This is a genomic window from Lactobacillus sp. ESL0791 (assembly GCF_029433255.1).
Classification (GTDB): Bacteria; Bacillota; Bacilli; order Lactobacillales; family Lactobacillaceae; genus Lactobacillus.
In genome coordinates, this window is record NZ_JAQTHU010000001.1 from 1030568 (window position 1) to 1054834 (window position 24267).

At 40.9% G+C, this 24267-nt stretch carries 24 protein-coding genes; 18 read left to right on the forward strand and 6 right to left on the reverse strand.

The features are described from left to right. Positions 1 to 6: 6 nt before the first annotated feature. A complete protein-coding gene (locus tag PT285_RS05160) occupies positions 7 to 1200 on the forward strand; it encodes an FtsW/RodA/SpoVE family cell cycle protein (protein WP_277148408.1) in 1194 nt (397 codons plus the stop codon). A gap of 48 nt (positions 1201 to 1248) precedes the next feature. On the opposite strand, the gene PT285_RS05165 is transcribed toward PT285_RS05160, so the two are convergent. From PT285_RS05165 to rpsD, 5 genes are all read right to left on the reverse strand, one after another. Then, on the reverse strand, positions 1249 to 1698 hold the full coding sequence (locus tag PT285_RS05165; protein ID WP_277148410.1) for a universal stress protein: 450 nt from the start codon (positions 1696 to 1698) through the stop codon (positions 1249 to 1251). 45 nt (positions 1699 to 1743) lie between these two features. Next, positions 1744 to 2025, reverse strand: a complete 282-nt coding sequence (locus PT285_RS05170; RefSeq protein WP_277148412.1) for a hypothetical protein — start codon at positions 2023 to 2025, stop codon at positions 1744 to 1746. 319 nt (positions 2026 to 2344) lie between these two features. After that, a complete protein-coding gene (locus PT285_RS05175; protein WP_277148414.1) occupies positions 2345 to 3643 on the reverse strand; it encodes a replication-associated recombination protein A in 1299 nt (432 codons plus the stop codon). Next, positions 3643 to 4110, reverse strand: coding sequence for a YueI family protein (locus tag PT285_RS05180; protein WP_277148416.1), 468 nt, complete (start codon positions 4108 to 4110; stop codon positions 3643 to 3645). Before PT285_RS05180 ends, PT285_RS05175 begins: the two co-directional genes overlap by 1 nt. A gap of 70 nt (positions 4111 to 4180) precedes the next feature. Continuing rightward, the gene (rpsD, locus tag PT285_RS05185) at positions 4181 to 4792 is read right to left on the reverse strand and encodes a 30S ribosomal protein S4 (protein WP_277148418.1); all 612 of its coding nucleotides are present in this window, start codon (positions 4790 to 4792) and stop codon (positions 4181 to 4183) included. A gap of 280 nt (positions 4793 to 5072) precedes the next feature. Here rpsD and ezrA point away from each other — a divergent pair, with 280 nt between their 5' ends. The 10 genes from ezrA (at position 5073) to mreD (ending at position 17293) form a co-directional block, all read left to right on the forward strand. Beyond that, entirely contained in the window at positions 5073 to 6788 is a 1716-nt protein-coding gene (ezrA, locus tag PT285_RS05190; RefSeq protein ID WP_277148420.1) for a septation ring formation regulator EzrA, read from the forward strand. A gap of 92 nt (positions 6789 to 6880) precedes the next feature. Next, positions 6881 to 8038, forward strand: a complete 1158-nt coding sequence (locus PT285_RS05195) for a cysteine desulfurase family protein (protein ID WP_277150617.1) — start codon at positions 6881 to 6883, stop codon at positions 8036 to 8038. A gap of 6 nt (positions 8039 to 8044) precedes the next feature. Further along, positions 8045 to 9262 (forward strand): tRNA uracil 4-sulfurtransferase ThiI, encoded by a 1218-nt coding sequence (gene thiI, locus PT285_RS05200; RefSeq protein WP_277148422.1) that lies wholly within the window; start codon positions 8045 to 8047, stop codon positions 9260 to 9262. Between the two features lie 260 nt (positions 9263 to 9522). Continuing rightward, positions 9523 to 12159, forward strand: coding sequence for a valine--tRNA ligase (locus PT285_RS05205; protein WP_277148425.1), 2637 nt, complete (start codon positions 9523 to 9525; stop codon positions 12157 to 12159). 1 nt (position 12160) lies between these two features. Continuing rightward, positions 12161 to 13438, forward strand: a complete 1278-nt coding sequence (locus tag PT285_RS05210) for a folylpolyglutamate synthase/dihydrofolate synthase family protein (RefSeq protein WP_277148426.1) — start codon at positions 12161 to 12163, stop codon at positions 13436 to 13438. Further along, complete coding sequence (locus PT285_RS05215) at positions 13419 to 14096, forward strand: HAD family phosphatase (RefSeq protein WP_277148429.1); 678 nt, start codon at positions 13419 to 13421, stop codon at positions 14094 to 14096. Before PT285_RS05210 ends, PT285_RS05215 begins: the two co-directional genes overlap by 20 nt. 39 nt (positions 14097 to 14135) lie before the next feature. Continuing rightward, positions 14136 to 14759 carry a RadC family protein gene (locus tag PT285_RS05220; protein WP_277148431.1) on the forward strand — a complete coding sequence of 208 codons (624 nt, stop codon included), beginning with the start codon at positions 14136 to 14138 and terminating at the stop codon, positions 14757 to 14759. Between the two features lie 97 nt (positions 14760 to 14856). Further along, on the forward strand, positions 14857 to 15861 hold the full coding sequence (locus PT285_RS05225; RefSeq protein ID WP_277148433.1) for a rod shape-determining protein: 1005 nt from the start codon (positions 14857 to 14859) through the stop codon (positions 15859 to 15861). A 42-nt stretch (positions 15862 to 15903) separates the two neighbouring features. Then, complete coding sequence (gene mreC, locus PT285_RS05230; RefSeq protein WP_277148435.1) at positions 15904 to 16755, forward strand: rod shape-determining protein MreC; 852 nt, start codon at positions 15904 to 15906, stop codon at positions 16753 to 16755. A 1-nt stretch (position 16756) separates the two neighbouring features. Further along, positions 16757 to 17293 carry a rod shape-determining protein MreD gene (gene mreD / locus PT285_RS05235; RefSeq protein WP_277148437.1) on the forward strand — a complete coding sequence of 179 codons (537 nt, stop codon included), beginning with the start codon at positions 16757 to 16759 and terminating at the stop codon, positions 17291 to 17293. Between the two features lie 28 nt (positions 17294 to 17321). Here the strand turns inward: mreD and PT285_RS05240 are convergent, their stop codons facing one another. Continuing rightward, on the reverse strand, positions 17322 to 17453 hold the full coding sequence (locus PT285_RS05240; RefSeq protein ID WP_277148439.1) for a DUF4044 domain-containing protein: 132 nt from the start codon (positions 17451 to 17453) through the stop codon (positions 17322 to 17324). 89 nt (positions 17454 to 17542) lie between these two features. Between PT285_RS05240 and PT285_RS05245 the strand changes: the two genes are divergently transcribed. The 7 genes from PT285_RS05245 to murD all read left to right on the forward strand — a co-directional run bounded on the left by PT285_RS05245 (position 17543) and on the right by murD (position 24266). Then, on the forward strand, positions 17543 to 17872 hold the full coding sequence (locus PT285_RS05245; protein WP_277148441.1) for a DUF3397 family protein: 330 nt from the start codon (positions 17543 to 17545) through the stop codon (positions 17870 to 17872). Positions 17873 to 17996: 124 nt separating this feature from the next. Beyond that, positions 17997 to 18428, forward strand: a complete 432-nt coding sequence (gene mraZ, locus PT285_RS05250) for a division/cell wall cluster transcriptional repressor MraZ (RefSeq protein ID WP_277148443.1) — start codon at positions 17997 to 17999, stop codon at positions 18426 to 18428. Positions 18429 to 18430: 2 nt separating this feature from the next. Then, a complete protein-coding gene (rsmH, locus tag PT285_RS05255; RefSeq protein WP_277148445.1) occupies positions 18431 to 19378 on the forward strand; it encodes a 16S rRNA (cytosine(1402)-N(4))-methyltransferase RsmH in 948 nt (315 codons plus the stop codon). A 14-nt stretch (positions 19379 to 19392) separates the two neighbouring features. Further along, the gene (gene ftsL / locus PT285_RS05260) at positions 19393 to 19755 is read left to right on the forward strand and encodes a cell division protein FtsL (protein WP_277148447.1); all 363 of its coding nucleotides are present in this window, start codon (positions 19393 to 19395) and stop codon (positions 19753 to 19755) included. Further along, positions 19755 to 21920 (forward strand): penicillin-binding transpeptidase domain-containing protein, encoded by a 2166-nt coding sequence (locus PT285_RS05265; RefSeq protein ID WP_277148448.1) that lies wholly within the window; start codon positions 19755 to 19757, stop codon positions 21918 to 21920. Before ftsL ends, PT285_RS05265 begins: the two co-directional genes overlap by 1 nt. Before the next feature lie 4 nt (positions 21921 to 21924). Beyond that, entirely contained in the window at positions 21925 to 22884 is a 960-nt protein-coding gene (mraY, locus tag PT285_RS05270) for a phospho-N-acetylmuramoyl-pentapeptide-transferase (RefSeq protein WP_277148450.1), read from the forward strand. A 2-nt stretch (positions 22885 to 22886) separates the two neighbouring features. After that, positions 22887 to 24266, forward strand: a complete 1380-nt coding sequence (murD, locus tag PT285_RS05275; protein ID WP_277148452.1) for a UDP-N-acetylmuramoyl-L-alanine--D-glutamate ligase — start codon at positions 22887 to 22889, stop codon at positions 24264 to 24266. Position 24267 lies beyond the last annotated feature (1 nt).

Below are 24267 nucleotides of genomic sequence, written 5' to 3' on the forward strand. Positions count from 1 at the left end.
TGTTAAATGGTTAAAGTAGAAAATAAAACAAGTCTTGTTGACCGTATTGCGTGGAATATTGTTATTCCTGTAGCAATTTTAGCGGTAGTCAGTTTATATTCAATTTATTTTGCGGCTGGTGATGATCCGAGTCACATGGGCACACCGTTTAAGGCGCTGATCATGCAGGCTTTATGGTATATAATTTCGGTGATTGCTGTTCTTTTTGTCATTCAGTTTGATGCGGAACAATTATTTAAGCTCGCCCCTTATGCCTATGGTGTCGGTATTTTTCTGTTGATTGCGGTTTTGTTTTTTTACAATCGCAGTATTGCTGCAAGTACGGGAGCCCATAGCTGGTTCAAGCTGGGGCCGATCTCTTTTCAGCCGTCGGAGGTTATGAAGCCCGCTTTTATTTTGATGCTGGCACGCGTGGTTAATGAGCATAATAAAAAGTTCAAGCACACTGTGCAAAATGATTGGCACCTGCTTGAAAAAATCGTCGGCTGGTTCTTACCGGTTGCGGTTTTGTTAATTTTGCAAAAAGACTTTGGAACAATGCTGGTCTTTATTGCCATTGCTGGTGGTGTAGTACTAGTTTCGGGAATCTCTTGGAAAATAATTATTCCGGTCTATGGTTTTGTCTTTATTCTAGGTGCGGTGATCATCGTAATGGTTACCACACCTAACGGACAGGCTTTTTTAAGTCATTTCTTTAAGGCTTACCAATTTGACCGAATCAAATCCTGGCTGAGCCCGTCAACCGATACTTCTAAAAGCGGCTACCAGCTGTGGCTCAGTATGCAAGCAATCGGTTCGGGACAAATTTTTGGTAATGGTTTTGGCAAATTAAGTGTTTATGTTCCAGTCCGCGGTTCCGATATGGTTTATTCGGTTATCGGTGAAAGTTTTGGCTTTGTGGGCAGTGTTGCCCTAATCTTGGTTTACTTATACCTGATTATTCAGATGGTTAAGATTGCCTTTGATACCAAGAATGCTTTTTATTCCTATATTTCAACTGGGGTCATCATGATGATTTTGTTCCACGTCTTTGAAAATATTGGGATGAGCATTGATCTTTTGCCGCTGACGGGAATTCCACTGCCGTTTGTTTCGCAAGGAGGTTCGGCCCTGATTGGTAATATGATTGGTATTGGCATGATTTTGTCAATGAAATTTCACCACAAGGACTACATGTTTAGTACGGCCGGCGATTTTTAAGAATAAAAAAGATTTCAAGCGTTAAAAACTTGAAATCTTTTTTAGTGCTTACTGATTATTTTCTGTTCGGCAAACCAGAACATCATAATTGGCAGTTCGGGTGACATATTCGGTTACGCTGCCGATCAACAATCGTTCGACTGCGTTGAGCCCAGTTGCTCCTAAAACAATCAAATCGATGTCATGTTTCTTTGGAAACTCGTGTGCAATGATTGCTTTAGGTGAACCAAATTCAATTGAGTAATGAACTTCCTTTACACCGGCCTTTTGTGCCTTCTCATAGTACTTTTTCATCTTAACTTCTGCATCACTTGATACCTGTTCCACCATTTCCGAATCAAAGCTGGAAACATTCTGAAAGGACCGGGTATCAATCACATGTAAGATTTCCAATGTTGCACCGTTTCTTTGGGCAATGCCCACGGATTTATTGAAGGCTAAATCTGCTTCTTTTGAACCATCAACTGAAACTTGAATGTGTTGGTATTGTTTCAACATTTTAAGCACCTCTTTCTAGTTTAATTTTACCAAATTTATTTGAATTTACTTATTATTTTGATTAATTATTAAGGTAAAAATTAAAATAGTAACGACACTCACAAAAAGAGTAATTAAGTTAACGTATTTATTGAATAAAAATAATAGAAAAAAACCCATAACCGCTTCCAAAAAAAGCGCAGTTGCCGTCCAAATTAGGATAATGCTAAAATTGTGCGTTGTTTGAATATTGTAAATCAAAAAATGATCATTGCGGTGGTGCCACATATAATAAGAGGTCAAAAGAAGAAGAAAAATAAAAATTCCCATGATTATTTTGATTGCCATTCACTAATTCTCCAAATAAAAAGAAACGACCTTATAGACCGTTTCTTGCGTATATTTCTAAAAAAATCCGAGTTGACTTTACCCAGCATAATGACGCTTGTTGAACCCGCATAGTTCACAAAATTGAGTTGTAGCGCAGCGAATATGGATCCTGAACTTAACAGTATTCCGATTCGGTAGTTATTTACAAACTCGCACGTCTTTAGTTTGATCGGTCAACTTTATACATTTAAGCCAGTTGATCAACTCAGATCAATTATTATACTAGCTAAACTTGATTTACTTGTCAAGAAACAAAATTATTCTATTAGCACTAACTTTATTTAAGTCCATCAGCCTGCATTTTGTGCAAGGTCTGGTATTGCTCTTTGAATGCTTTTTCAATTTTGGAATTTCCTTTAGGCAAAAAATATTGGCTGCCGACCAAGTTATCAGGAAGATATTGCTGCGGCACCCAGTCATTAGGATAGGCATGTGGGTAGATATAGCCTATGCCGTGGCCCAACTTTTTAGCACCAGAATAATGAGCATCCTTTAAGTTCGCTGGAATTTGGTCAGTCGTTTTTGTTTGAACATCGTTTAGTGCCTTATCAATTGCAGTAATTGCACTATTGCTTTTTGGCGAGAGGGCGAGTTCGATTACCGCGTTGGCTAAGGGAATCCTTCCTTCGGGTAAGCCCAAAGTTTGGGCTGCTTGGACGGCGCTAAAAGCCCGCTGCACAGCAGCGGGGTTAGCTAAGCCGATATCTTCATAGGCAATTACGCTTAGCCGGCGGCAAATTGAAATCAGATCTCCAGATTCCAGCAGGCGTGCCAAATAATGGAGTGCGGCATCGACGTCAGAACCGCGAATTGATTTTTGAAAAGCAGAAACGAGATCATAGTGACCGTCACCGTGTGCATCAAAGTTTTGGCTTTTAACCTGAAGCGAGTCTGCCATTTCCTTTTGATGGATTGTTAAATGGGTGGCTTTTTTGTCTGCATCTGCTTCTTCCTGCTTAGTTGATAAAACCGCCAATTCAAGACCGTTCAGGGTTGCTCGCAGATCACCATTGCCTTTTTCGATTAACAATTTTTCGGCATCAGCAGTTAACTTGACGTGGTATTTGCCTAGGCCGTTTTCTTCGTCGGTTAATGCCCGAGTGATTGCTTTTTTTGTGTCACTTTCAGCAAGTGGTTTTAATTCGAATATTTGACAGCGGGAGCGGATTGCCGGTGAGATTGAAATGTAGGGATTTTCTGTTGTTGCCCCGATTAAAATGATTTGTCCCGATTCAAGAAGCGGCAGAAGGTAATCCTGCTTGGTCTTGTCTAAACGATGAATTTCATCTAGTAAAAGAATAACCGTCCCGCTCATTTTGCCTTCGGCGGCGACTTGCTCTAGCTGCTTTTTGCTGTCGGTTGCGGCGTTCAGCATGCGGAATGCATACTTGGTCGAGCCGGCAATTGCACTGGCAATGCTGGTCTTGCCAATTCCGGGCGGCCCGTAAAGAATCATGGATGATAAAAGTCGCGCCTCAACCATTCGCCGAATAATTTTGCCTGGGCCAATTAGATGCTGCTGACCGACGACTTGTTCAATATTTTGCGGCCGCATCCGGTAAGCTAGTGGTTTCATTAATTATCTCCGTGCAGGAGACGGTGCCAAAAACCGGTTTTCTTCTGTGGCTGTTCCAGCTGAGTTTTCGGCATTTCCGGAGGATACACTTGACCAATTTCGATCCGCATTTTATTGATGGCAGCATTTGCGACAACCAAAATGGCGGTATCTTGGTTGCCGGTTTTGGCGGTTTCATTGTTGACAAGGGTAAAAGGAATATTGTTTTGGCTGCAACTGGCTTCAATTTTTCCTAAAAAGTCGTCAGCACTCATTTTGCCGTTAATTAAAATCGTGTAGCCGCGATAATCCAGTATGTGGTCTAAAAATAAGCGGGTTAAATTAGGATCCTTTACCTCACTGTTATTCATCCGCAACAAAACCCGTTCACGCAGTGAGCCTAAATATTGTCTCCGTTCATCTGGTTTAGTCTGCGGCGTAATGCCTTGAGCTGCATTTTCAACGCGCGTATTTAAATCTTCAGTCATTATTTTTACCTTTCAAGTACAAAAAAGCTCCTTCCCCAAAAGGGAGAGGAGTTTTAAATAAACAAAGAAATTAAAGTAACTTGTTGTAGTATTCAACTACAAGAGCTTCGTTAATTTCTGGTTCCATTTCGTCACGTTCTGGTAACCTAACAAGTGAACCTTCCAGCTTGTTGTCATCAAAAACAACAAATGATGGCCGAGCAGTCACTGCATCCAGTGCATCTTTAACTTGCTGCAGGTTCTTGGATCTTTCTTTCAAACCGATAACTTGGCCGACACTAACTTCGTAGGAAGGAATGTCGACACGTTTGCCGTCAACAGTAATGTGACCATGGTTAACAAGTTGTCTAGCCTGATCCCTAGTTGTTGCCAAACCGAGACGATAAACTAAGTTGTCTAAGCGGCGCTCAAGTAAAATCATGAAGTTAACACCATGCTCACCTTCACGAATTTTGCCGGCACGTTTGAACAAAGTTCTGAATTGTCGTTCATTTAAACCGTACATCCAGCGCAACTTCTGCTTTTCGTGCAATTGCTCGCCGTATTCGGATAAACGACCGCGGCTGTTCGGACCATGTTGACCAGGAGCGTAGTTACGACGGCTAAGTTCCTTGCCTGTACCTGAAAGGGAAATACCCAATCTTCTTGAACGTTTCCAACTTGGACCTGTATATCTTGACATAAAAAATCCTCCAATAAAATCTGATAACAGTTTTTGGAGTAAAATATCACATATAGATTCAACATTCGTGCATCTCAATTTTACTTTCACCCGTTGCAGCGTGGGTTACTCATTCACTATCAGCGTATTAAGATGTTGACGTTCTTGTCATCTATAGCTGCAAATATTTTACACGAACTACATTATATAAAGTCAGCGAAAATAAAGCAAGAAAAAGATGGGTTTTCGTCCTCTTTTTATGACTATTTGGTATAATTGTGATAGTTGTGGAGGAAAAGGTATGTCATCAATTCAAACCCTCGTCGTTATTGCCCTGGTTTTATTAGTTACGTCTCTTGTTATTTTTATGCTTATCATGAATAAGCGGCAAGTCAATGAAATTATAGCAGTCGACAATACAGTAAATAAAATAATGGCGATGCGTCTTGAAGAAGACATTGCCCGGCTGAAAAAAATGGACTTAGCGGGTGAAAGCCTGATTACTTTGAAAACATGGCAGAAGAGCTATCAGGAAACGGCAAAGAAAAAGCTGCCTGACGTTAAGCAGCTGCTTAGACAGGCTGCTGAAGATAATTCACGCTACCGTTTATTTAAGGCTCGAAAAAATATTAAACAGGCACATGAAATTATTAAGCCGACTTTTGAAGATGCAAAGAACACCAAAGCAGTTTTTACCGATCTGCTTGAATCTAACCGGGAAAATCAACAGCAGTATGATGCTTTAAGTGGGGAATATCAACAGGTACGTAAAAGCATTTTGGCAACCTCATTTGATTTTGGTTCGGCGCTAGATAAGTTAGAAAATGAGTTAAGTTCGCTGGAAGGTGATTTTGTCGAAGCCAAGAATTTGTCGGCACAGGGGGACCATGTCGAAGCTAAGCGGGTTTTATCGAAAATCAAAAACGATTTAACCAAACTCCAGGAAAAACTACCGAAGTTAAAACAGGCTGAGCGACAGCTGGAAGTGATTTTTCAAGAACAATTATCAGAACTGTCTGCTGCATATAAAAAAATGGTGGCAGAAAAATATTATGTTGCACAAATTAATGTTTTAGATGAGATTAAAAAGATTCATGACCAAATTGAGGGCACTAAACACTTTTTAACGGAACTTGATGTTGAAGAAATTGAACAGCGAAATGCAAAAATCAAAAAGGAAATTGCTAACCTGTATGATGTTCTGGCTAAGGAATATCAGGCGCGCCCGTTTGTTGAGGAAAATCAAAGTAAAATTTTAACTTTGATTGCCCATGAACAGGTCGAAGCCAAGAATCTGCTGCAAAAGCTGCGGCATATCGATGAAAGTTATGAGTTAACCCACGGAGAACTTGAGACAAGCAAGAAATTAGTTAGCGAAATTAATGATATGAATCGTCAGTATACGGTGGATTCGCAGAATATTGCTGATGGCAAAGCAGTATACTCGGAGATTAAGAATTCTTGGCTGGCGATGCTTGAACGCTTGCACCAAATTGATGACGAACAGAAAAAAATGGCGGATGATGTTGATGGTCTGTATGATGCGGAAAACGTTGCCGACGATTCAATTAAGCGCTTTAAGCAGGAAGTAGCACTTGTTTACCGTCGCCTTGAGCGGCGCAATTTGCCTGGCAAGCCTGATGCGTTTATTCAGCTGTATACCCTAGTTGTTAATGAAATTAGTCACATCAGCGAGGAATTGAATCGGGTACGAATTAATATGGAAAAAATTTCTGATGAACTGATTCAAATTTCTGATGATGTTGACCGTTTAAAGCGTGAGGCTGATGATATTATTAATTCGGCTAATTTGGTTGAGTTAACGGTCCAGTATGCGAATAAGTATCCCAATAATGACACAATTAAAAAAGCTAAAAAGAAGACAATGCAATTATATGGTCAAGACTATCTGTATAAAGAAGCCTTGGATACAATTGCAACAGCGATAGAAAAGGTAGAACCGGGAGCTTACCAGCGTCTGGAAAATCTTTACTACAGCGAAAAAAATCAAAAATAATTGAAGCAAGGTTGTAACTAGGTTAAACTTGTTAGGTTATTAAAGGCGGTCAGGTAATGTTTGACCGTCTTTTTGAAGGAAAGGACAAATTTGTGATTTATTTTGATAATAGTGCAACCACGAAAATTGATCCGGCAGTTTTAAAAACTTATGAGACAGTGGCAGAAGATATTTGGGCCAATCCCTCAAGTCTGCATAAGCTTGGTGACCGTTCACACCAGATGCTGGAGGCTTCGCGTAAGCAGATTGCCCAGCTTCTTGGCACAAAACAGGATGAAATCTTTTTTACTTCGGGTGGTACTGAAGCCAATAACTGGGCAATTAAGGGTACTGCTATTCAAAAGCGGGAATTTGGTAAGCACTTGATTACTTCCAGCGTTGAACATGCCTCGGTTGCTAATGCCTTCACGGCTTTAGAAAATCTCGGTTTTCGTGTGACGCGGCTGCCAGTTGATAAGGAAGGGCGTGTCAGCGTAAGCGATCTGCGTAATGCGCTTGATTCTGAAACAACCTTAGTTTCTGTGATGGGTGTTAATAATGAAATTGGGACAATTCAGCCAATTGCGGAAATCAGCGATTTGCTTGAAAACTACCCGACAATTCAATTTCACGTTGATAATGTTCAGGCACTTGGGAAAAATATTTGGCCACGGGTTTTTACCCCACGGGTTGATTTATCAAGTCTTTCGGCACATAAGTTTCATGCACCGCGCGGTATTGGCCTTCTTTATAAAAAAGAGGGAAAAATGATCACCCCATTGCATGATGGTGGTGGGCAAGAAAAGGGGCTGCGCTCCGGTACGGAAAATTTGCCGGCAATTGCAGGTATGGCCAAGGCTATTCGGCTTTTACTTAATGATGAAGCGGAAAAAGCAGACAAGGAGGCCGCAATTAAGGCGAAAATTGTGCAATACTTGCAGGATAAACCGGGAATTAAGATTTTTTCTCCGGTTAATACCGGCTTTGCGCCACATATTCTATGTTTTGCCTTGGAAGGAATTCGCGGTGAAACTTTGGTTCATACCCTTGAAGAGCAGGAAATCTATGTTTCAACCACTTCTGCCTGTGCCTCAACCAAGGTGGATGAGGCAAGTACATTAGTTGCCATGCGTGTTGCTGACAAGGTTGCCACGAGTGCAATCCGTCTTAGTTTTGATGAGAGCAATACACTGGAAGAAGCCGACCAATTTATTGCGGTTTTTGACAAAATTTACCGTCATTTTGCTAAAGTAAATCATTTAGGAGAATAAAATTTAATGAAATATACAGAAATAATGATCCGTTACGGTGAATTATCAACTAAGGGGAAAAATCGCAAAGATTTTATTGGCCGGCTTGCCGGTAACGTTACCAAAGTACTGCGTGATTTTCCCGAGGTTGAAATTCATCCTAAACATGATCGCTTGCATGTTATTTTGAATGGGGCGCCGTTCACAGAAATTGATCAGCGGCTTAAAAAGGTATTTGGCATTCAAACGTATTCGCCGACAGTCAAGGTTGCTAAAACCTTAGCGGACATTGAGAAAACTTCTCTGGAATTAATGCAGGCAACCTTTAAAAAGGGCATGACCTTTAAGGTGAATACCAAGCGTAGTGATCATCATTTTGAATATGATACTAATGAGCTTAACTCATTAGTTGGGGATTATCTTTTTACCAACATGGATAGCTTAAAGGTGGAAATGAAGCACCCGGATCTGGTTTTGCGAATTGAGGTTAGACAAGATGCCATTTATCTTTCCAATCAGTTGCTTCACGGTGCTGGCGGGATGCCGGTAGGTACTGGTGGTCGTGCGGTGATGATGCTTTCTGGTGGGATTGATTCACCGGTTGCTTCATACCTTGCCTTAAAGCGCGGCGTTGACATTGAAATGGTTCATTTTTATAGCCCGCCATATACAACGGAAAAGGCAATGGCAAAGGCAAAAGAATTAACCGCAATTTTAGCTAGTTATTCAGGAAGAATTAACTTTATTGCTGTCCCGTTTGCGGAGATTCAGGAAACAATAAAAGAAAAAGTTCCAGAAGGTTATCTGATGACGGTTCAACGGCGCTTTATGCTGCGCTTAGCAGATGAGATTCGGGCTAAACGGAATGAATTAGCAATTTTTAATGGTGAGTCTGTCGGCCAGGTAGCATCGCAAACACTAGAGTCAATGTTTGCGATTAATGATGTCACAACCACGCCAGTGGTGCGCCCCGTGGCAACAATGGATAAAACGGAAATTATTGCCCTAGCAGAAAAAATTGGCACGTTTGCTTTATCGATCCAGCCGTTTGAAGACTGTTGCACTATTTTTGCTCCGCCGCGGCCGAAAACTAAACCAAAGGTAGATAAGGTAAGAGAGTATGAAGAACGATTAGATGTGGCCGGTCTGATTCAGCGTGCTTTAGACGGAATCAAGATTACTGCAATCCGTCCCGGAGAAAAGTTTTTGGATAAGCAAATGGAAGAAGATACTGCGCTGCTTTAAAAATTGTGCTATAATGCTTGCAAAGTGATAGTCAAGAGGTATTAACTTTATTAACAGAGAAAGGCCATACTGCTGAAAGGCTGAAAGTTAATTAGTAGCTTGATTAAATGGTTGGCTGAACTAATAGTAAGCCAGTTCGGAATTTGAGCACCGTTACCGCCTTTTAAGTGAAGTACTTTGTACTTAATGTAGGTGGTACCGCGGTTAGTAAATCGTCCCAGACAATTTGTCTGGGACTTTTTTTATTGGAGGAAAAGTTAATGACAGAATTAGCACCTAAATATGATCCAAATGAAGTTGAACAGGGACGTTACCAGAAATGGCTTGACCAAGATTTGTTTAAACCATCAGGTGATAAAAAGGCGCATCCGTATTCAATTGTTATTCCGCCGCCAAATGTAACTGGAAAGTTGCACTTGGGTCATGCTTGGGATACGGCGATTCAGGATACCTTGATTCGTTTTAAACGGATGCAGGGCTATGACACGCTGTATTTGCCGGGGATGGACCATGCCGGAATTGCCACTCAGGCTAAAGTTGAAGCCAAGTTGCGCAAACAGGGAAAAGACCGTCACGAAATGGGACGTGAAGCCTTTGTTCAGCAGGTTTGGGATTGGAAAGACGAATACGCCAACATCATCAAGGGCCAGTGGGCGAAATTAGGTTTATCCTTAGATTATTCTAGGGAACGTTTTACTTTGGATAAAGGTTTATCTAAAGCGGTTCGCCGTGTTTTTGTTCAACTTTATAATGAAGGGCTGATTTATCGCGGCGAGTATATTATCAATTGGGATCCCGAACTGCAGACAGCCTTGAGTGACATTGAGGTTATTCACCAAGACGATGAGGGTGCTTTTTATCATATTAAATATCCGTTTGCTGATGGGTCGGGCTTTGTTGAAATTGCCACCACGCGTCCAGAAACGATGTTTGGTGATACGGCCGTTGCTGTTGCTCCGGGAGATCCACGTTACAAAGATATTGTCGGTAAGGAATTGATTTTGCCGCTGGTTGGCCGTCATTTGCCAATTATTGAAGACCAGCACGTTGATCCTGATTTTGGTACCGGTCTGGTTAAGATTACCCCGGCTCATGATCCTAACGACTTTGCCACGGGCAACCGGCATCATTTGAAGCGCATCAATGTGATGAACGACGACGGAACCATGAATGAAGAATGCGGCAAGTATGCTGGCATGGATCGTTTTGCCTGCCGTAAACAACTGGTTGCTGATTTGAAGGAACAGGGTTATCTGCTCAAAGTTAAGCCAATTGTTCACTCGGTTGGTCATAGCGAGCGCTCTGGTGTTCAGGTTGAACCGCGGCTGTCAACGCAGTGGTTTGTTAAGATGAAGCCATTAGCTGAAAAGGTTCTTGCTAATCAAAAAACAGCTGGCAAGGTAAACTTTGTTCCTGCAAGATTTGAACAAACACTTGAACAGTGGATGGAGAATGTTCACGACTGGGTAATTTCACGGCAATTATGGTGGGGCCACCGAATTCCTGCTTGGTATAACAAGCAAACCGGTGAAATGTATGTTGGTGAAGAAGCACCTAAGGACATTGAAAATTGGAAGCAGGATCCCGATGTTTTGGATACCTGGTTTTCAAGTGCCCTGTGGCCATTTTCAACTATGGGTTGGCCAGAGGATTCCGCAGACTTTAAACGCTATTTTCCAACCGACACCTTAGTTACCGGTTATGACATCATTTTCTTCTGGGTATCACGCATGATTTTCCAGAGTCTGCATTTTACGAATGAACGTCCGTTTAAGGATGTTGTTTTGCATGGCTTAATGCGGGATCAGCAAGGCCGGAAAATGAGTAAGTCCCTTGGCAACGGGGTTGACCCGATGGACGTAATTGATCAATATGGGGCTGATGCCCTGCGCTGGTTCTTACTCAATGGTACAGCTCCCGGTCAAGATACCCGTTATGATCCGAAGAAGTTGGGTGCTGCTTGGAACTTTATTAATAAGATTTGGAATGCTTCACGTTTTGTAATTATGAATCTGCCAGAAGATGCTAAGCCCGCGCAGATGCCGGATACCAGCAAATTTGATTTGGCAGACAGCTGGATTTTTGACAGGCTGAACCATACAGTCAGCGAGGTAATTCGCTTGTTTAATGAATACAAATTCGGGGAAGCCGGCAAAGAACTCTACAATTTCATTTGGAATGATTTCTGTGATTGGTACATTGAAATTGCTAAGGTTGCATTGAATGGTCAAGATGCAGAGTTGAAGGCAAGAAAGCAGGAAAACTTGGTTTGGATTCTTGACCAGATTTTACGCTTGCTCCATCCGATTATGCCGTTTGTTACGGAAAAACTTTGGCTGTCAATGCCACATGAAGGCAAGTCAATCATGGTTGCAAAATATCCGGAACCACACAGTGAATTTGTCAATGAGCAGGCAACTTCTGACATGGGCTTTTTGATTGAACTGATCAAGGCTGTCCGGAATATCCGTACCGAAGTTAATGCGCCGCTATCTTCACCAATTGATATTCTGATTCAACTGGATAATGAAAAAGACAAGCATATTTTGGAGGATAATGCCGAATATGTTGAAAACTTTTTACACCCAAAGGACTTGACGGTTGACTTAAAGGTAACCGCACCGAAATTAGCAAAAACGGCGGTGATTCCAGGGGCACAAATTTTTGTACCTTTGGCTGAACTGGTTAACCTTGATGATGAAATTGCCAAGATGCAAAAAGAAGAACAACGGCTTGAAGCTGAGGTAACTCGTTCGAACAAGAAATTGGCGAATCAAGGCTTTGTTGCCCACGCCCCTGAAGCCGTCATCAATAAAGAAAAAGAAAAGCAGGCTGATTATGAGAGTCAGCTTGCTGGTGTTAAGGAACGGATTAAAGAACTGAAAGAGAGCAAATAATGTGATTTTTACTAATGCCAAAGACGTGATTAACCATTTATATTCGCTGCCCAAGCTTCATCCTAAGAGCGACTTGTCTTATGTCAAGCAGGTTTTGGCTAAATTGGACAATCCGCAGAATAAGGTAAAAACGATTCATGTTACGGGAACCAATGGCAAGGGCTCAACTTCTTATTACATTAGTAATTTACTGCAAAAGGCCGGTCAAAAGACGGGCCTTTTTGTCTCACCTTATGTATATGAATTTAACGAACGAATTCAGCTTAACGGGCGTGATATCAGCGATGCAGATTTAGTGGTGGCAGCGAATGTATTGGAAAAAATCTTGAAAGAAATCAAGGAGCAAGAACCGGCTTTTTCCCTTGTGACTTTTGAATATGAAGTGGCTTTGGCTTTTATCTTTTTTGCTCAAGAAAAGTGTGACTATGCGGTGATTGAAGTCGGAATCGGTGGACAGCATGACAAGACGAATGTGATTACGCCGGAAGTTAGTGTCATTACAACCGTAGGCTTGGATCACGAAAAAATTATTGGCCCGACAATCCAGGATATTGCTCGTGAAAAGAGCGGCGTTATCAAGCAGAAAAGGCCAGTTGTCTTGGGTAATGTTCCAGAAAGTGTTTTGTCGCTTTTTTTGCAGCGGGCCGCAGAAAAACAAGCACCGATTTATTTGCTTAATGAAGATTTTACTGTTTCCAATACTACGCAGATGCTTTATGCAGATGAGCGAAATAAGTTTGCCTTTAATTCTCGCCCGTTGGTTGAGGAATATGATGTGGCGGTGGCGGTCAAAGCTTTTTTGCTATTACAATTACCTTTATCTAAAAAATTGCTTGAAGAGGCCATTAACCAGACAATAATACCGGGGAGATATCAGGTTCTGAAAAAAACGCCCTTGATCATTGCCGATGGGGCGCATAATATTCAGGCAATATCCAACTTACTGGAATTAGTTCACACGCGGGGTCAGCGAACAGGCGGCAGAGTGCGTATCCTGATTGCAATGATGAAGGACAAAGATTTGGAAGAAGTTTTTTCACTGTTTAATAAAACCGATCAGGTAGTTTTGACAACAATTAATTATCCCCGGGCCGCCAAGAAAGAAGATTTTCCATGCGATGTGCAGATGCGGTATCATTATGAAGAAAAATGGCAAGCGGCTTTTACCAAATTAAAAGCGGAAAGCGGCAAAAATGATATTTTGCTCGTGACCGGATCATTTTATTTGGTTGGCGAACTACTGACATGGGAGGTAAAAAATGCAGGTAAACGGAATTAAGGAAGAAATAACGGGCATCCTTTTCGATATGGACGGCCTGCTTGTTAATTCTGAGCACTTGTACTGGCAGGCGAATATTCAGGCAGCAAAAGAAGAAAATCTGCATACGCCTGATGACACCTATTTAAAACTGGCGGGTGCGTCTGAACAGGTGATGCAGAATTTTTATCACCACTATTTTAAAGATAAAGCTCAGGTAGATCATTTCATTGCCCGCACCAACGAAATTGTTTGGCAGTGGGCCGATGAAGGGAAACTGCAGCTGCAGCCGGGAGTACAGGCCGCGCTTGATCAATTTCAGCAATTAGCTCTTCCCATGGCATTGGTTTCCAGCAATTCTGAAAAAGTAGTTGAACATGTGATGTGGGTTACCGGAATTAGAAATTATTTCTGTTTTCATGTGAGTTTGGTGGATGTTAAAGAAAATAATTTGCGCTCTAAACCAGCACCGGATATTTATTTGTTGGCCGCAAAGAAAATGAATATAGCAAAAGAAAATATACTCGCATTTGAAGATTCGTCCTCAGGTGTGCAAGCTGCAAAGGCAGCAGGTATCAAGTGCGTGATGATTCCTGACTTGCTTCCGCCAACAGAGCTTGATTGGCAAAATGCTGTCATGGTTTGCAAAAATTTTTGTGATTTTTTAGGTAAAATTTAGCTTTTTCACGTATTTAATAGGTGAAAGGAGTATTATTTTATGAAAATTGAAAAAACAAACCATTACCTAGTAAATACGGATACTGAAGTTTTATTTAATTTGTTTGCGGAATTGGAGGATAAAGGGATTACTGATCTCCAGCAGCTAAAGGATCAAATTATTAGTCAGCATATCGAAAGTTTTAGTGATCTGCTCGTTTATACGTCTGGCCCGACATGTGACATTAAAATAGCTGTTACCATTGAGGAAATAATGGAGCGGCTACGGAGCGCAGAAAGCAACCGTGAAACGATTCTTACCTCAAGTCATGAAGTGGGAACTTATTTGGCCGACAAACTGGCTGGGCACAAGCAGGAAGAATTTTGGGCAATTTATATTGATAACAGCAACCATATTGTTGCGGAAAAAATGCTTTTCCGCGGTACTTTGGATAAAACGGTTGTTCATCCACGCGAGATTTTTCGTTGGGCAATGATTTATGGCTGCGCGGCACTATTTGTGGTCCACAATCATCCCAGCGGCAGATTGTTGCCGTCTCAAAGTGACTTGAAATTGACTAGGCAGCTGGACAAGGCTGCTGAATTAATGCAGATTAGGTTGCTAGATCATTTTATTGTTGGCAAAGAAAAGTATCTCAGCTTAAAAGAACGCGAATTGTTTTAAATTCACTAAAGTTCTCTCTGAAATAAGTTTTGTTGTCAATTTTTTGTTATAATTAATCAAGATTTAAAGACTGCAAATGTTTAAGGAGAGATTTTTTGTGTTTGGATTAGGTTCAAAAAATATTGGGATCGACTTGGGCACTGCCAATACGCTTGTATATATTGAGGGTAAAGGCATCGTCTTGAGGGAGCCTTCTGTAGTTGCCAAAAATACACAGACGAAAAAAGTAATTGCTGTAGGTTCGGAAGCTAGGGAAATGATTGGCCGCACACCAGCAACAATCGTTGCGATTCGTCCTATGAAGGACGGTGTGATTGCCGATTACGATACAACGGCTGCGATGCTCAAGTATTTTATGGAAAAGACCGTGGGCAATTCCAAGCCTTCTGTGATGATCTGTGTCCCGTCCGGAGTGACCGAAGTTGAAAAACGGGCCGTAATTGATGCCGCTAGGGTTGCTGGTGCTCGTGAAGCCTATGTGATTGAAGAACCGTTTGCGGCCGCAATTGGTGCTGGGTTACCCGTGATGGATCCAACTGGTTCAATGGTTGTTGACATTGGTGGGGGCACAACTGATGTTGCAACAATTTCACTTGGGGGAATTGTTTCGTCAACTTCGATTCGCCAGGCTGGCGACAAGTTTAATATCGCGATTGTTAATTACGTTCATTCAAATTTCAACTTATTGATTGGCGAAAGAACTGCCGAAGATATTAAAATTCAGATTGGTTCGGCTTCAATTGATAAAGCTAAAGAAATTGAGTCTGTAACAATTCGGGGAAGAGACTTGGTAACAGGTCTGCCCAAATCGATTGAGATTACGGCAACTGATGTTGCAACAGCGATCCAAGATGTTGTTCAGGCAATTATCATTGCAATTAAAGAAACTTTAGAGCAAACCTCTCCCGAAATTGCGGCCGATGTGATTGATCACGGAATTGTTTTAACCGGCGGCGGCGCACTATTAAAAAACTTGCCGGATGTGATCTCGGATGCAACTAAAGTCCCGGTATTTATTGCGCAGGAGCCGCTTGACTGTGTTGCAGTCGGGACTGGTAAATCGCTCAAGAGTATTGAAGTAATGCGCAGAAGTCGCAAATAATAAAGCCGGCGCTTGCCGGTTTTTCTTTAGGATCATTACCATATGAAAAAAATTTTACAAAACAAAAAGTTATTAACAGTGTGCATCATACTAATCATCATTTTTTCAGTCTTGGGTTTCAGTGTGAGCCTGCGTAAAAAGAGAAATACACCATTGCTAATTCAAAGTTTTGGTAATGATATTGTGGCTGTTGGTACGCGCATAGTTGATTTTCCAGTTAAAATAATTTCTGGTGGTTTAAATAGCGTTCATGATATTTTGAATGCGCAAAATGAAAATAATTATTTAAAGTCACGCATAACCAATATGCAGCGGTCCGAAGCCGAAAATGAAGCTTTGACATCTGAAAATAAACAGTTAAAGTCTGCATTGAAGCTGAAAGATACCTTAACTTCGTATACAACGATCAACGCTTCGGTAATTTCGCGTTCTCCTGACAGTTGGTCCGATTTGTTGGTAATTAATAAGGGAGCAACTGCCGGTCTTCAGAAAAATATGGCTGTGATGTGCGGTGGTGGTGTTATTGGCAGAATTATTGAAGTCAATGCCGCATCCGCTAAAGTTGAATTGATTACGACAACTGATAAGTCTGCCAATCGTTTTTCGGTTCAAGCAACAACTTCTGATGGCAAGATTGTTCATGGCATAATCACAGTTATTGGCAATAATCAGTTAGCCTTTACGCAGGTTGTTGACAGCAAAAAGTTGAAGCAGGGAAGCCAAATCTATACAAGTGGACTAGGAGGCAATTCGCCTAAAGGTTTGCTGATTGGGACAATCAGCAGCACAACTCATGATACTTTCGGGTTGTCTGATTTAATTGAAATTAAGCCAGCCGGCGAAATTAATGATCCGTCAGTCGTCACGGTCATTAAGCGGAAGGTGGCGGGTTAAGATGCAGTTTTTGCGTAAAAATGTGTTAGCAATTGCTTTATACTTTACCATAGCTATTGATGGCAGCCTGGCTTTTTATCTGCATCAATTTATGAATCTGGGAAAGTATAGTGGCTCATGTTTATTATTACCGGTTTCTGTGATGCTGATTAATCTTTTTGACAGTAACAATACGAAAGAATTTTGGTTAGCTCTGGGGATTGGGATAATTGCTGATCTTTACTTTTGGGGAATTATTGGTATTTATGCTGTTTTTTTCCCGTTAAGTTCATTTTTTTGTCAAAAAATCGCCCGCTTTTTACCGGAAGTGTTTTGGACAAGGCTGCTCGTGATTTTGCTTGGTGTAATTATTCTGGCAGCTTATAGCTGGTTTATTTTGACAATCACAGGTTTGATCTCTGTTTCCATTAAGTCACTTTTTGCTAGTTTGCCATTAACTTTGTTTTGGGCACTAATTTTTGCAAGTGCAACTTATTGGCTTTGGGGAACACTGGCATTTAAATATCCGTTCTTAATTGATTTAAATGCCTACAAATAATAAGGACGCGGAATTCACTTCCACGTCCTTAAATTATGCCACCATTAATCAGTGCAGTTAGCACACTAGCAATTACACCAAACAGGGTAATTGCTGCCATTAACCATGCCATCGCGATTGTTAACCTTTGGAAAAAGGATTTTTTCTTTTTTCTTGCCATTTTAACCTCCCTTGTTGAACAATATTTTATGCTACTTAATTATTTTTTTCAATTAGCTGCAGGTTTAAAATAGAAAAATGGAGGGAATTATGTTATTGATCTTCTTAATACCGCTTATTGGATTGCTGCTAGCAGCTTTGCTCAATAGGTTTTTCCCGAAAACACATTTTCGGGGCTATAATATCTTACCATTTTTCTTTATTACTGCTTGCAGTTTAATTACATCATATCAGAAAAAACCATCTTTTTTACCTTACGGTTTTTTAATTTATTTCATTTTAGTCATTATTGTTGCGATCAACAATGCGATAAAATATAAAAATATTTCTTTAGGTAAAATTTTTGGGGAACTGTGGGATTATCTGACTGCTTGTAGTATGTTATGGTATCTTGGACTAATTCTTATGGTAATTCTTTAATATTAGGCTTTGAATCAGATTGAATTCAAAGCCTTTTGTTTTTTAATAAAGCAATTTTTTTTACTAAAATGTGGTAGAAAGTGGTGAATTGTGGTAAATTATTCAGGGAAGGGAGGCTAACTCCATGTTTATGGGTGAATATCATCATAATCTTGATAACAAAGGACGTTTGATTATGCCTGCAAAATTGCGTGAGCAAATTGGCAGCAAGATGATTTTTACTCGGGGCATGGAAGGCTGCATTTTTGGTTATTTGCCAAATACATGGCAAGAAATTGAAGCTAAATTAGCCAAACTTCCATTGACTAAGCGTAATGCACGAAATTTTACCCGTTTATTTTATTCAGGCGCAATGGAGTGTGAATTTGATAAGCAAGGACGTGTCAATCTAACGCCAACTTTGAAGGAACATGCCGGACTTGTAAAAGAATGTGTAATTGTAGGCGTTTCCGACCGGATAGAGATTTGGGCCAAGGAACGCTGGGAAAGCTTTTCTGAGGAAGCTAACGAAAACTACGATGACATTGCAGAAGATTTGGATGATATTCAACTATAATTATGGAATTCAAACATACAAGTGTACTTTTACACGAAACGATTGATAATTTAAAGCCTAAAAACGGCGGTATTTATGTTGACGCAACATTTGGCGGTGGGGGACACGCCCAGTATTTACTTAATCAAATAAAATCTGGAACATTAATTGGTTTTGATCAAGATGATTATGCAATAAAATTGGCAAATGAGAATTTTGCTAATATATTGCATTCTCATGGTCCACTTAAACTAAGATTAGTTCACGACAATTTTAGCCATTTACAAGCTGATTTAGTAAAACTAGGTTATCGGGACGGTATTGATGGTATCTATTATGATTTAGGCGTTTCTTCGCCTCAATTTGATCAGTCGGACCGGGGATTTTCATATCGGTTTGATGCGCGTTTGGACATGCGGATGGATCAAAGACAGGCATTAGATGCTTATCAGCTAGTCAATACTTTAAGTCAAAAGGATTTGGCGACGCTTTTATACCAGTATGGTGACGAAAAATTTTCGCGACAAATTGCTCATAGAATAGTTGAAAAACGTAAAATTAAGTCGATTGCTACTACGTTTGAATTAGTGGCAATTATCAAGGAAGCAATTCCAGCGTATGCCCGAAGAAGTGGGGGGCACCCTGCCAAAAAAACTTTCCAGGCATTGCGAGTTGCAGTCAATCATGAATTGGAAGTACTGCAAGAATCGCTCAAGGAAGCAATTGCTGTTCTTAAGCCAGGCGGCAGAATTAGTGTGATTACTTTTCAGTCTGATGAAGACAAAATTGTCAAAAAAATATTTAAAAAATATTCTGAGGTCGAAGTGCCGCGAGGAATGCCCGCAGTACCTGATGATTCAAAACCAACACTGCGGTTAATTAATCGCAAACCAATTATTGCTTCAATTAATGAAGTAGCAAATAACCGGCGCTCACACAGTGCAAAATTACGGATTGCAGAAAAAATATAAAAAGAGGAAAAATAATGGCTGATAGTACGGTAAGAAAAATAGAATATGAGCCTAAACGACAAACATCTCCACAGAAGCAAAAGCGGGTTGTTGTTTCACCACAAAAAGTTAAGTGGTCATTATCGGAAAAATTTTTGGTTAGTGCTGGCACGCTGGTAGTTGCCGGGATGATGACTTTTTTGGTTGCCGCAAATATATCTGCGACAGCTGCACAGCATGAACTGACAAATATTCAACAATCAATGACAAGTGAGCAAAACCGGGTAGCCGACTTGCAGCAGGAGATAGGCGAGTTGACCTCTAGTTCACGCATGAATAAAATCGCACAATCCAAAGGTTTAACTTTGATTGAGAAAAATATTAGGACAATTCACTAATGAAAAAGCGGATTGATAGATTAAAATTACAAAGATCCAAAGCACATCACAATCGGTTTACGGTGGGAAGATTTCTTCAAATAGTTGTAGCTTTGGTTTTTCTTGTATTTGTGGCTCGTCTTTTGTATTTGGGAATCTCTAAAACAGTTAACGGCCGTAATTTATCTGCACGCACTGAACAATTATACAAGCGTAATCAGGTATTAAAAGCGACCCGGGGTACAATCTATGACCGAAATGGTTTGGCGATTGCTGAAGATTCACATTCGTACACTATTTATGCAATTTTGGATAAGTCCTCAATTAATTATAAAAATAAACCGGAATACGTTGTAAACAAAGAAAAAACTGCTCAAGAACTGGCTAAGGTTTTGCCGCTTTCTGTTAGGCACGTGCTGCAGTATCTTTCCCCCAAGCACAACGCCTTTCAGGTTCAATTTGGTGTCGCTGGTAATAATTTGACCAAAGTTCAAAAAGATAAAATTTCGGCAATGAAGCTGCCGGGAATTAAGTTTATTGAAACGCCTGCACGACTTTATCCCAACGGAAATTTTGCCACGCATATCGTTGGTTTGGCACAGCCGGAAGAAGATCAAAAAACGGGCAGTCAGAATTTAGTGGGAACAATGGGCCTGGAAGCTTGGTATGATAACCTGTTATCCGGTAAGGATGGTTACCAAATTTCTTCGGTGGATGCCGCTAATTACCAAACGCCCAATAGCAATCAAACATATAAAGCTGCGCAAAATGGCGACAATTTATATTTAACAATTGATTCGCAACTACAGAATCTGCTGGAAAACCGCCTATCTTTTGTTCAGAAAACTTATAAGCCGGTTGTGCTCACAGCGGTTGTTGAGGATATTAAAACAGGAAAGGTGTTGGCGGCTTCGCAGCGTCCCACTTTTAATCCGGAAACTAAGGAGGGAATGAGCAAATCTTACCGAAATATCTTAGTTCAGGACACATACGAGCCGGGTTCTGTTTTCAAGGTGTTAACCTTAGCGGCTTCGGTTAACAGCGGCAATTTTCATCCCAACCAGTATTACAATTCCGGTACTGTGGCGGTTAATGGATCAGTGATTCATGACTGGCAAAAAAGCGGCTGGGGCAGTATTCCGTTTTCCCAAGCATTTCCGCGGTCAAGTAACACAGGGTTCGTTCATATTGAAGAACAAATGGGAGCAAAAACTTGGGGTAAGTATCTGAAGAAATTTCGTATCGGTGAAAAAACCGGCGTTACCTTACCCGGAGAACAAGCAGGACTTATCTCATTTAAATTACCAGTCGACCAGGTGGTAACGAGTTTTGGCCAAGGTGTCAATGTCAACGTAATGCAAATGATGCAGGCGTTTAGCAGTCTGGCAAATGACGGGCAAATGGTGCAGCCGCAGTATGTTGATAAGGTTACGAATGCCAATGGTGATGTAATTAAGGGTTACCAAATTAAAAAGGTGGGGCAACCGGTTTATTCCGCCGCGACCAGAAAAGTGGTTCTGGCAAACATGAAGCAGGTTTTAAATAAGCGTATTGGTACGGGTTATGCATATAAGATGCCAGGTAAAAGTATTGCTGTTAAAACCGGAACAGCCCAAATTGCCAACCGCAAGCATGGTGGATACTTAAAAGGCAGTAATAATTATATTTTTTCTGTCGTTGGGGTGACTCCGGCGGATAACCCGCGTTATTGTATTTATATCACAATGCGCCAGCCGCAATTAATGACTAAGCCAGCCGAAACCATTTTGAGCTCTATTTTTAAACCCTTGATGAGCCGTGTGATTGCGATGTCCAAGGATGAGGAAGACAGCCCAACGATTGTTTTACTGCCGAAACTGAAGGGACTGACTTATTCGGCGGCAAAGAAGGAAGCTGTGAAAAGCGGATTTGATATTGTTAAAATTGGTAGTGGCGATAAAGTAATTGACCAGTTATACGAAAAGGGCCAAAAGCAGGAATCTGGCAGTAGAATTTTTGTTTTAACATCTGGTAAAATTACTTGTCCGGACATGAAGGATTGGACGGGCAGAGATTTGCATCAATTTATGAGCTTAACGGGAATTAAACTCAAAATCGAAGGCAAGGGAACAGTTTATCGCCAAAGTGTTAAACCTGGTTCAGCATTAAAAGCAGGTACAAAAGTAACAGTTGTTTTAAAGGAGTAGCATCATGCTTAATAGCATCATTGCATTAGTCATTTCGCTGGTTTTAACCGGTTTAATTTTACCGTGGTTCATCATGGTTATGCGGCTGCACCATGAAGGCCAAGAAATTCGTGATGAAGGCCCCAAATGGCACAAAAAGAAGTCCGGAACACCAACGATGGGCGGTGTGGTTTTTATTCTTGCGGCCATTATTTCTGCACTTGGCGTGGCGATTTGGCAAGGGCAAGTGAATAAATCGTTGCTGATCTTGCTAATCGGTCTTTTTGGTTACGGCCTGATTGGCTTTCTTGATGACGGCATTAAGCTGTATTTCAAGCGGAATCTAGGTTTGCGCGCCTGGCAAAAACTCTTGCTGCAAATTTTGATTGCAGTTTTAATTGTTGGAATTGCGGCATCCGATAAGTTCAAATTTCAATTATTTATCCCGTTTTTGGGCCAAGTAAGTAGTAGCATTCTTTTTACAATTTTTGTGATTTTCTGGCTCGTTGGTTTTTCAAATGCCGTTAATTTGTCTGATGGTTTGGATGGCTTGGCAACCGGATTATCAATTGTCGCTTACGGCACTTATGCGTATATTGCGTTTAAACAAAAGAATTTTACAATTTTAATTTTTTGTATGAGCGTAATTGGCGGCTTAATTAGTTTCTTTATGTTTAATCATAAACCGGCACAAATTTTCATGGGAGATGCCGGTTCGCTGGCGCTTGGCGGCGGTTTAGCGACCGTTAGCATTTTGCTTAACCGGCCGTGGTCGCTTTTGCTAGTGGGAATTGTTTTTGTTTTGGAAACGCTTAGTGTAATTTTACAGGTGATTTCGTTTCAGACTACTGGTAAAAGAATTTTTAAAATGACGCCGATTCATCACCACTTTGAAATGCTGGGCTGGTCCGAATGGAAGGTCGACATCGTCTTTTGGCTGGTTGGCTTAGTTGGTAGTATTGGATATTTGCTAATCTGGGGTTAGAAATGAGACAGATTAATACTTATAAAAATAAAAATGTTTTAGTGTTAGGCTTGGGCAAAAGCGGTTTTGCGGTTAGTAAACTGCTGCTCAAATTAGGAGCACAGGTTACTTTAAATGATAAGTCTGATTTAACTGACAATCCGCAGGCACATGAATTAGAGAAATTAGGTGTTCACGTGATTGGCGGGCACCATCCGGTTGAATTGCTTGAGCAGGAAGATTTTGCTTATTTTGTCAAAAATCCGGGTATTACCTATGACAATCCGATGGTTAAGAAAGCTGCAGAGCTAAAGCTCCCGATTATTACAGAACCGGAAATAGCTTTGGCCGTCAGCGAGGCACCATATGTTTGTGTTACGGGCTCGAACGGAAAAACAACCACAGTCATGCTGACGCAGCAAATTCTTGATCGCCACTTGCAAAAAAATGGTCATCATGCTTTTGCGGTTGGCAACATTGGTGTTCCTATTTCTGAGGTTGTTCCTAAAGCCACAAAGGATGATATTTTGGTGGTTGAGATGTCGAGTTTTCAGCTTTTGGGTGTTACTGACATTGATCCCAAAGTGGCCGCCATTGTTGATATTTACCACAATGTGCATCTGGATTACCACAAGACTTTTGCCAATTATGTTAATGCCAAACTAAATGTGACCAGAACCCAAACTGTTAATGATTATTTCATTGCCAATTTCGACCAAAAAGATATCTTGCAGAAAGAAAAAGAAGTTACCAAGGCACAAATGCAAACTTTTTCTGAGCGGGATGCCAACGCTGATTATTTTATCGGCAAGGAATATCTTGCAAGTAAAACCGAACAGATCATGAAAAAGGATGACATGAAACTGCCGGGAATCCATAATCAGCAAAACGCCTTGGTGGCAATTGCAATTTCCAAGATCATGGGCGCGGATAATTCTGATATTCGAGCAGTTCTGAAGAATTTTGCGGGAGCAAAGCATCGGTTACAATATGTGATGACGCTGGACGGCCGCAAGATTTATAATGATTCAAAGTCTACCAATATTGAGGCTGCTTCTGTTGCCATTCCCGCTTTTACTGCCCCGGAAGTTTGGCTTGCCGGTGGGTTGGATCGCGGGTTTACGTTTGATTCGTTAGTTCCGCTTTTGCGGGAACATGTTAAAGCGGTTGTTTTATACGGTGAATCGAAGTACCTCTTAGCCGACGCGGCCAGAAAAGCTGGAATCAAGAAGATCGTGCTTGAAAACACGCTGCAAGAGGCTGTCCCGAAAGCATATGAACTAACTAATCCCGGAGATGTGCTGTTGTTTTCACCGGCTTGCGCCTCTTGGGATCAATTTCGTACTTTTGAAGAACGCGGCGATTATTTTATAAATTTTGTTAAGGAATTAAAGACTAAGTAAA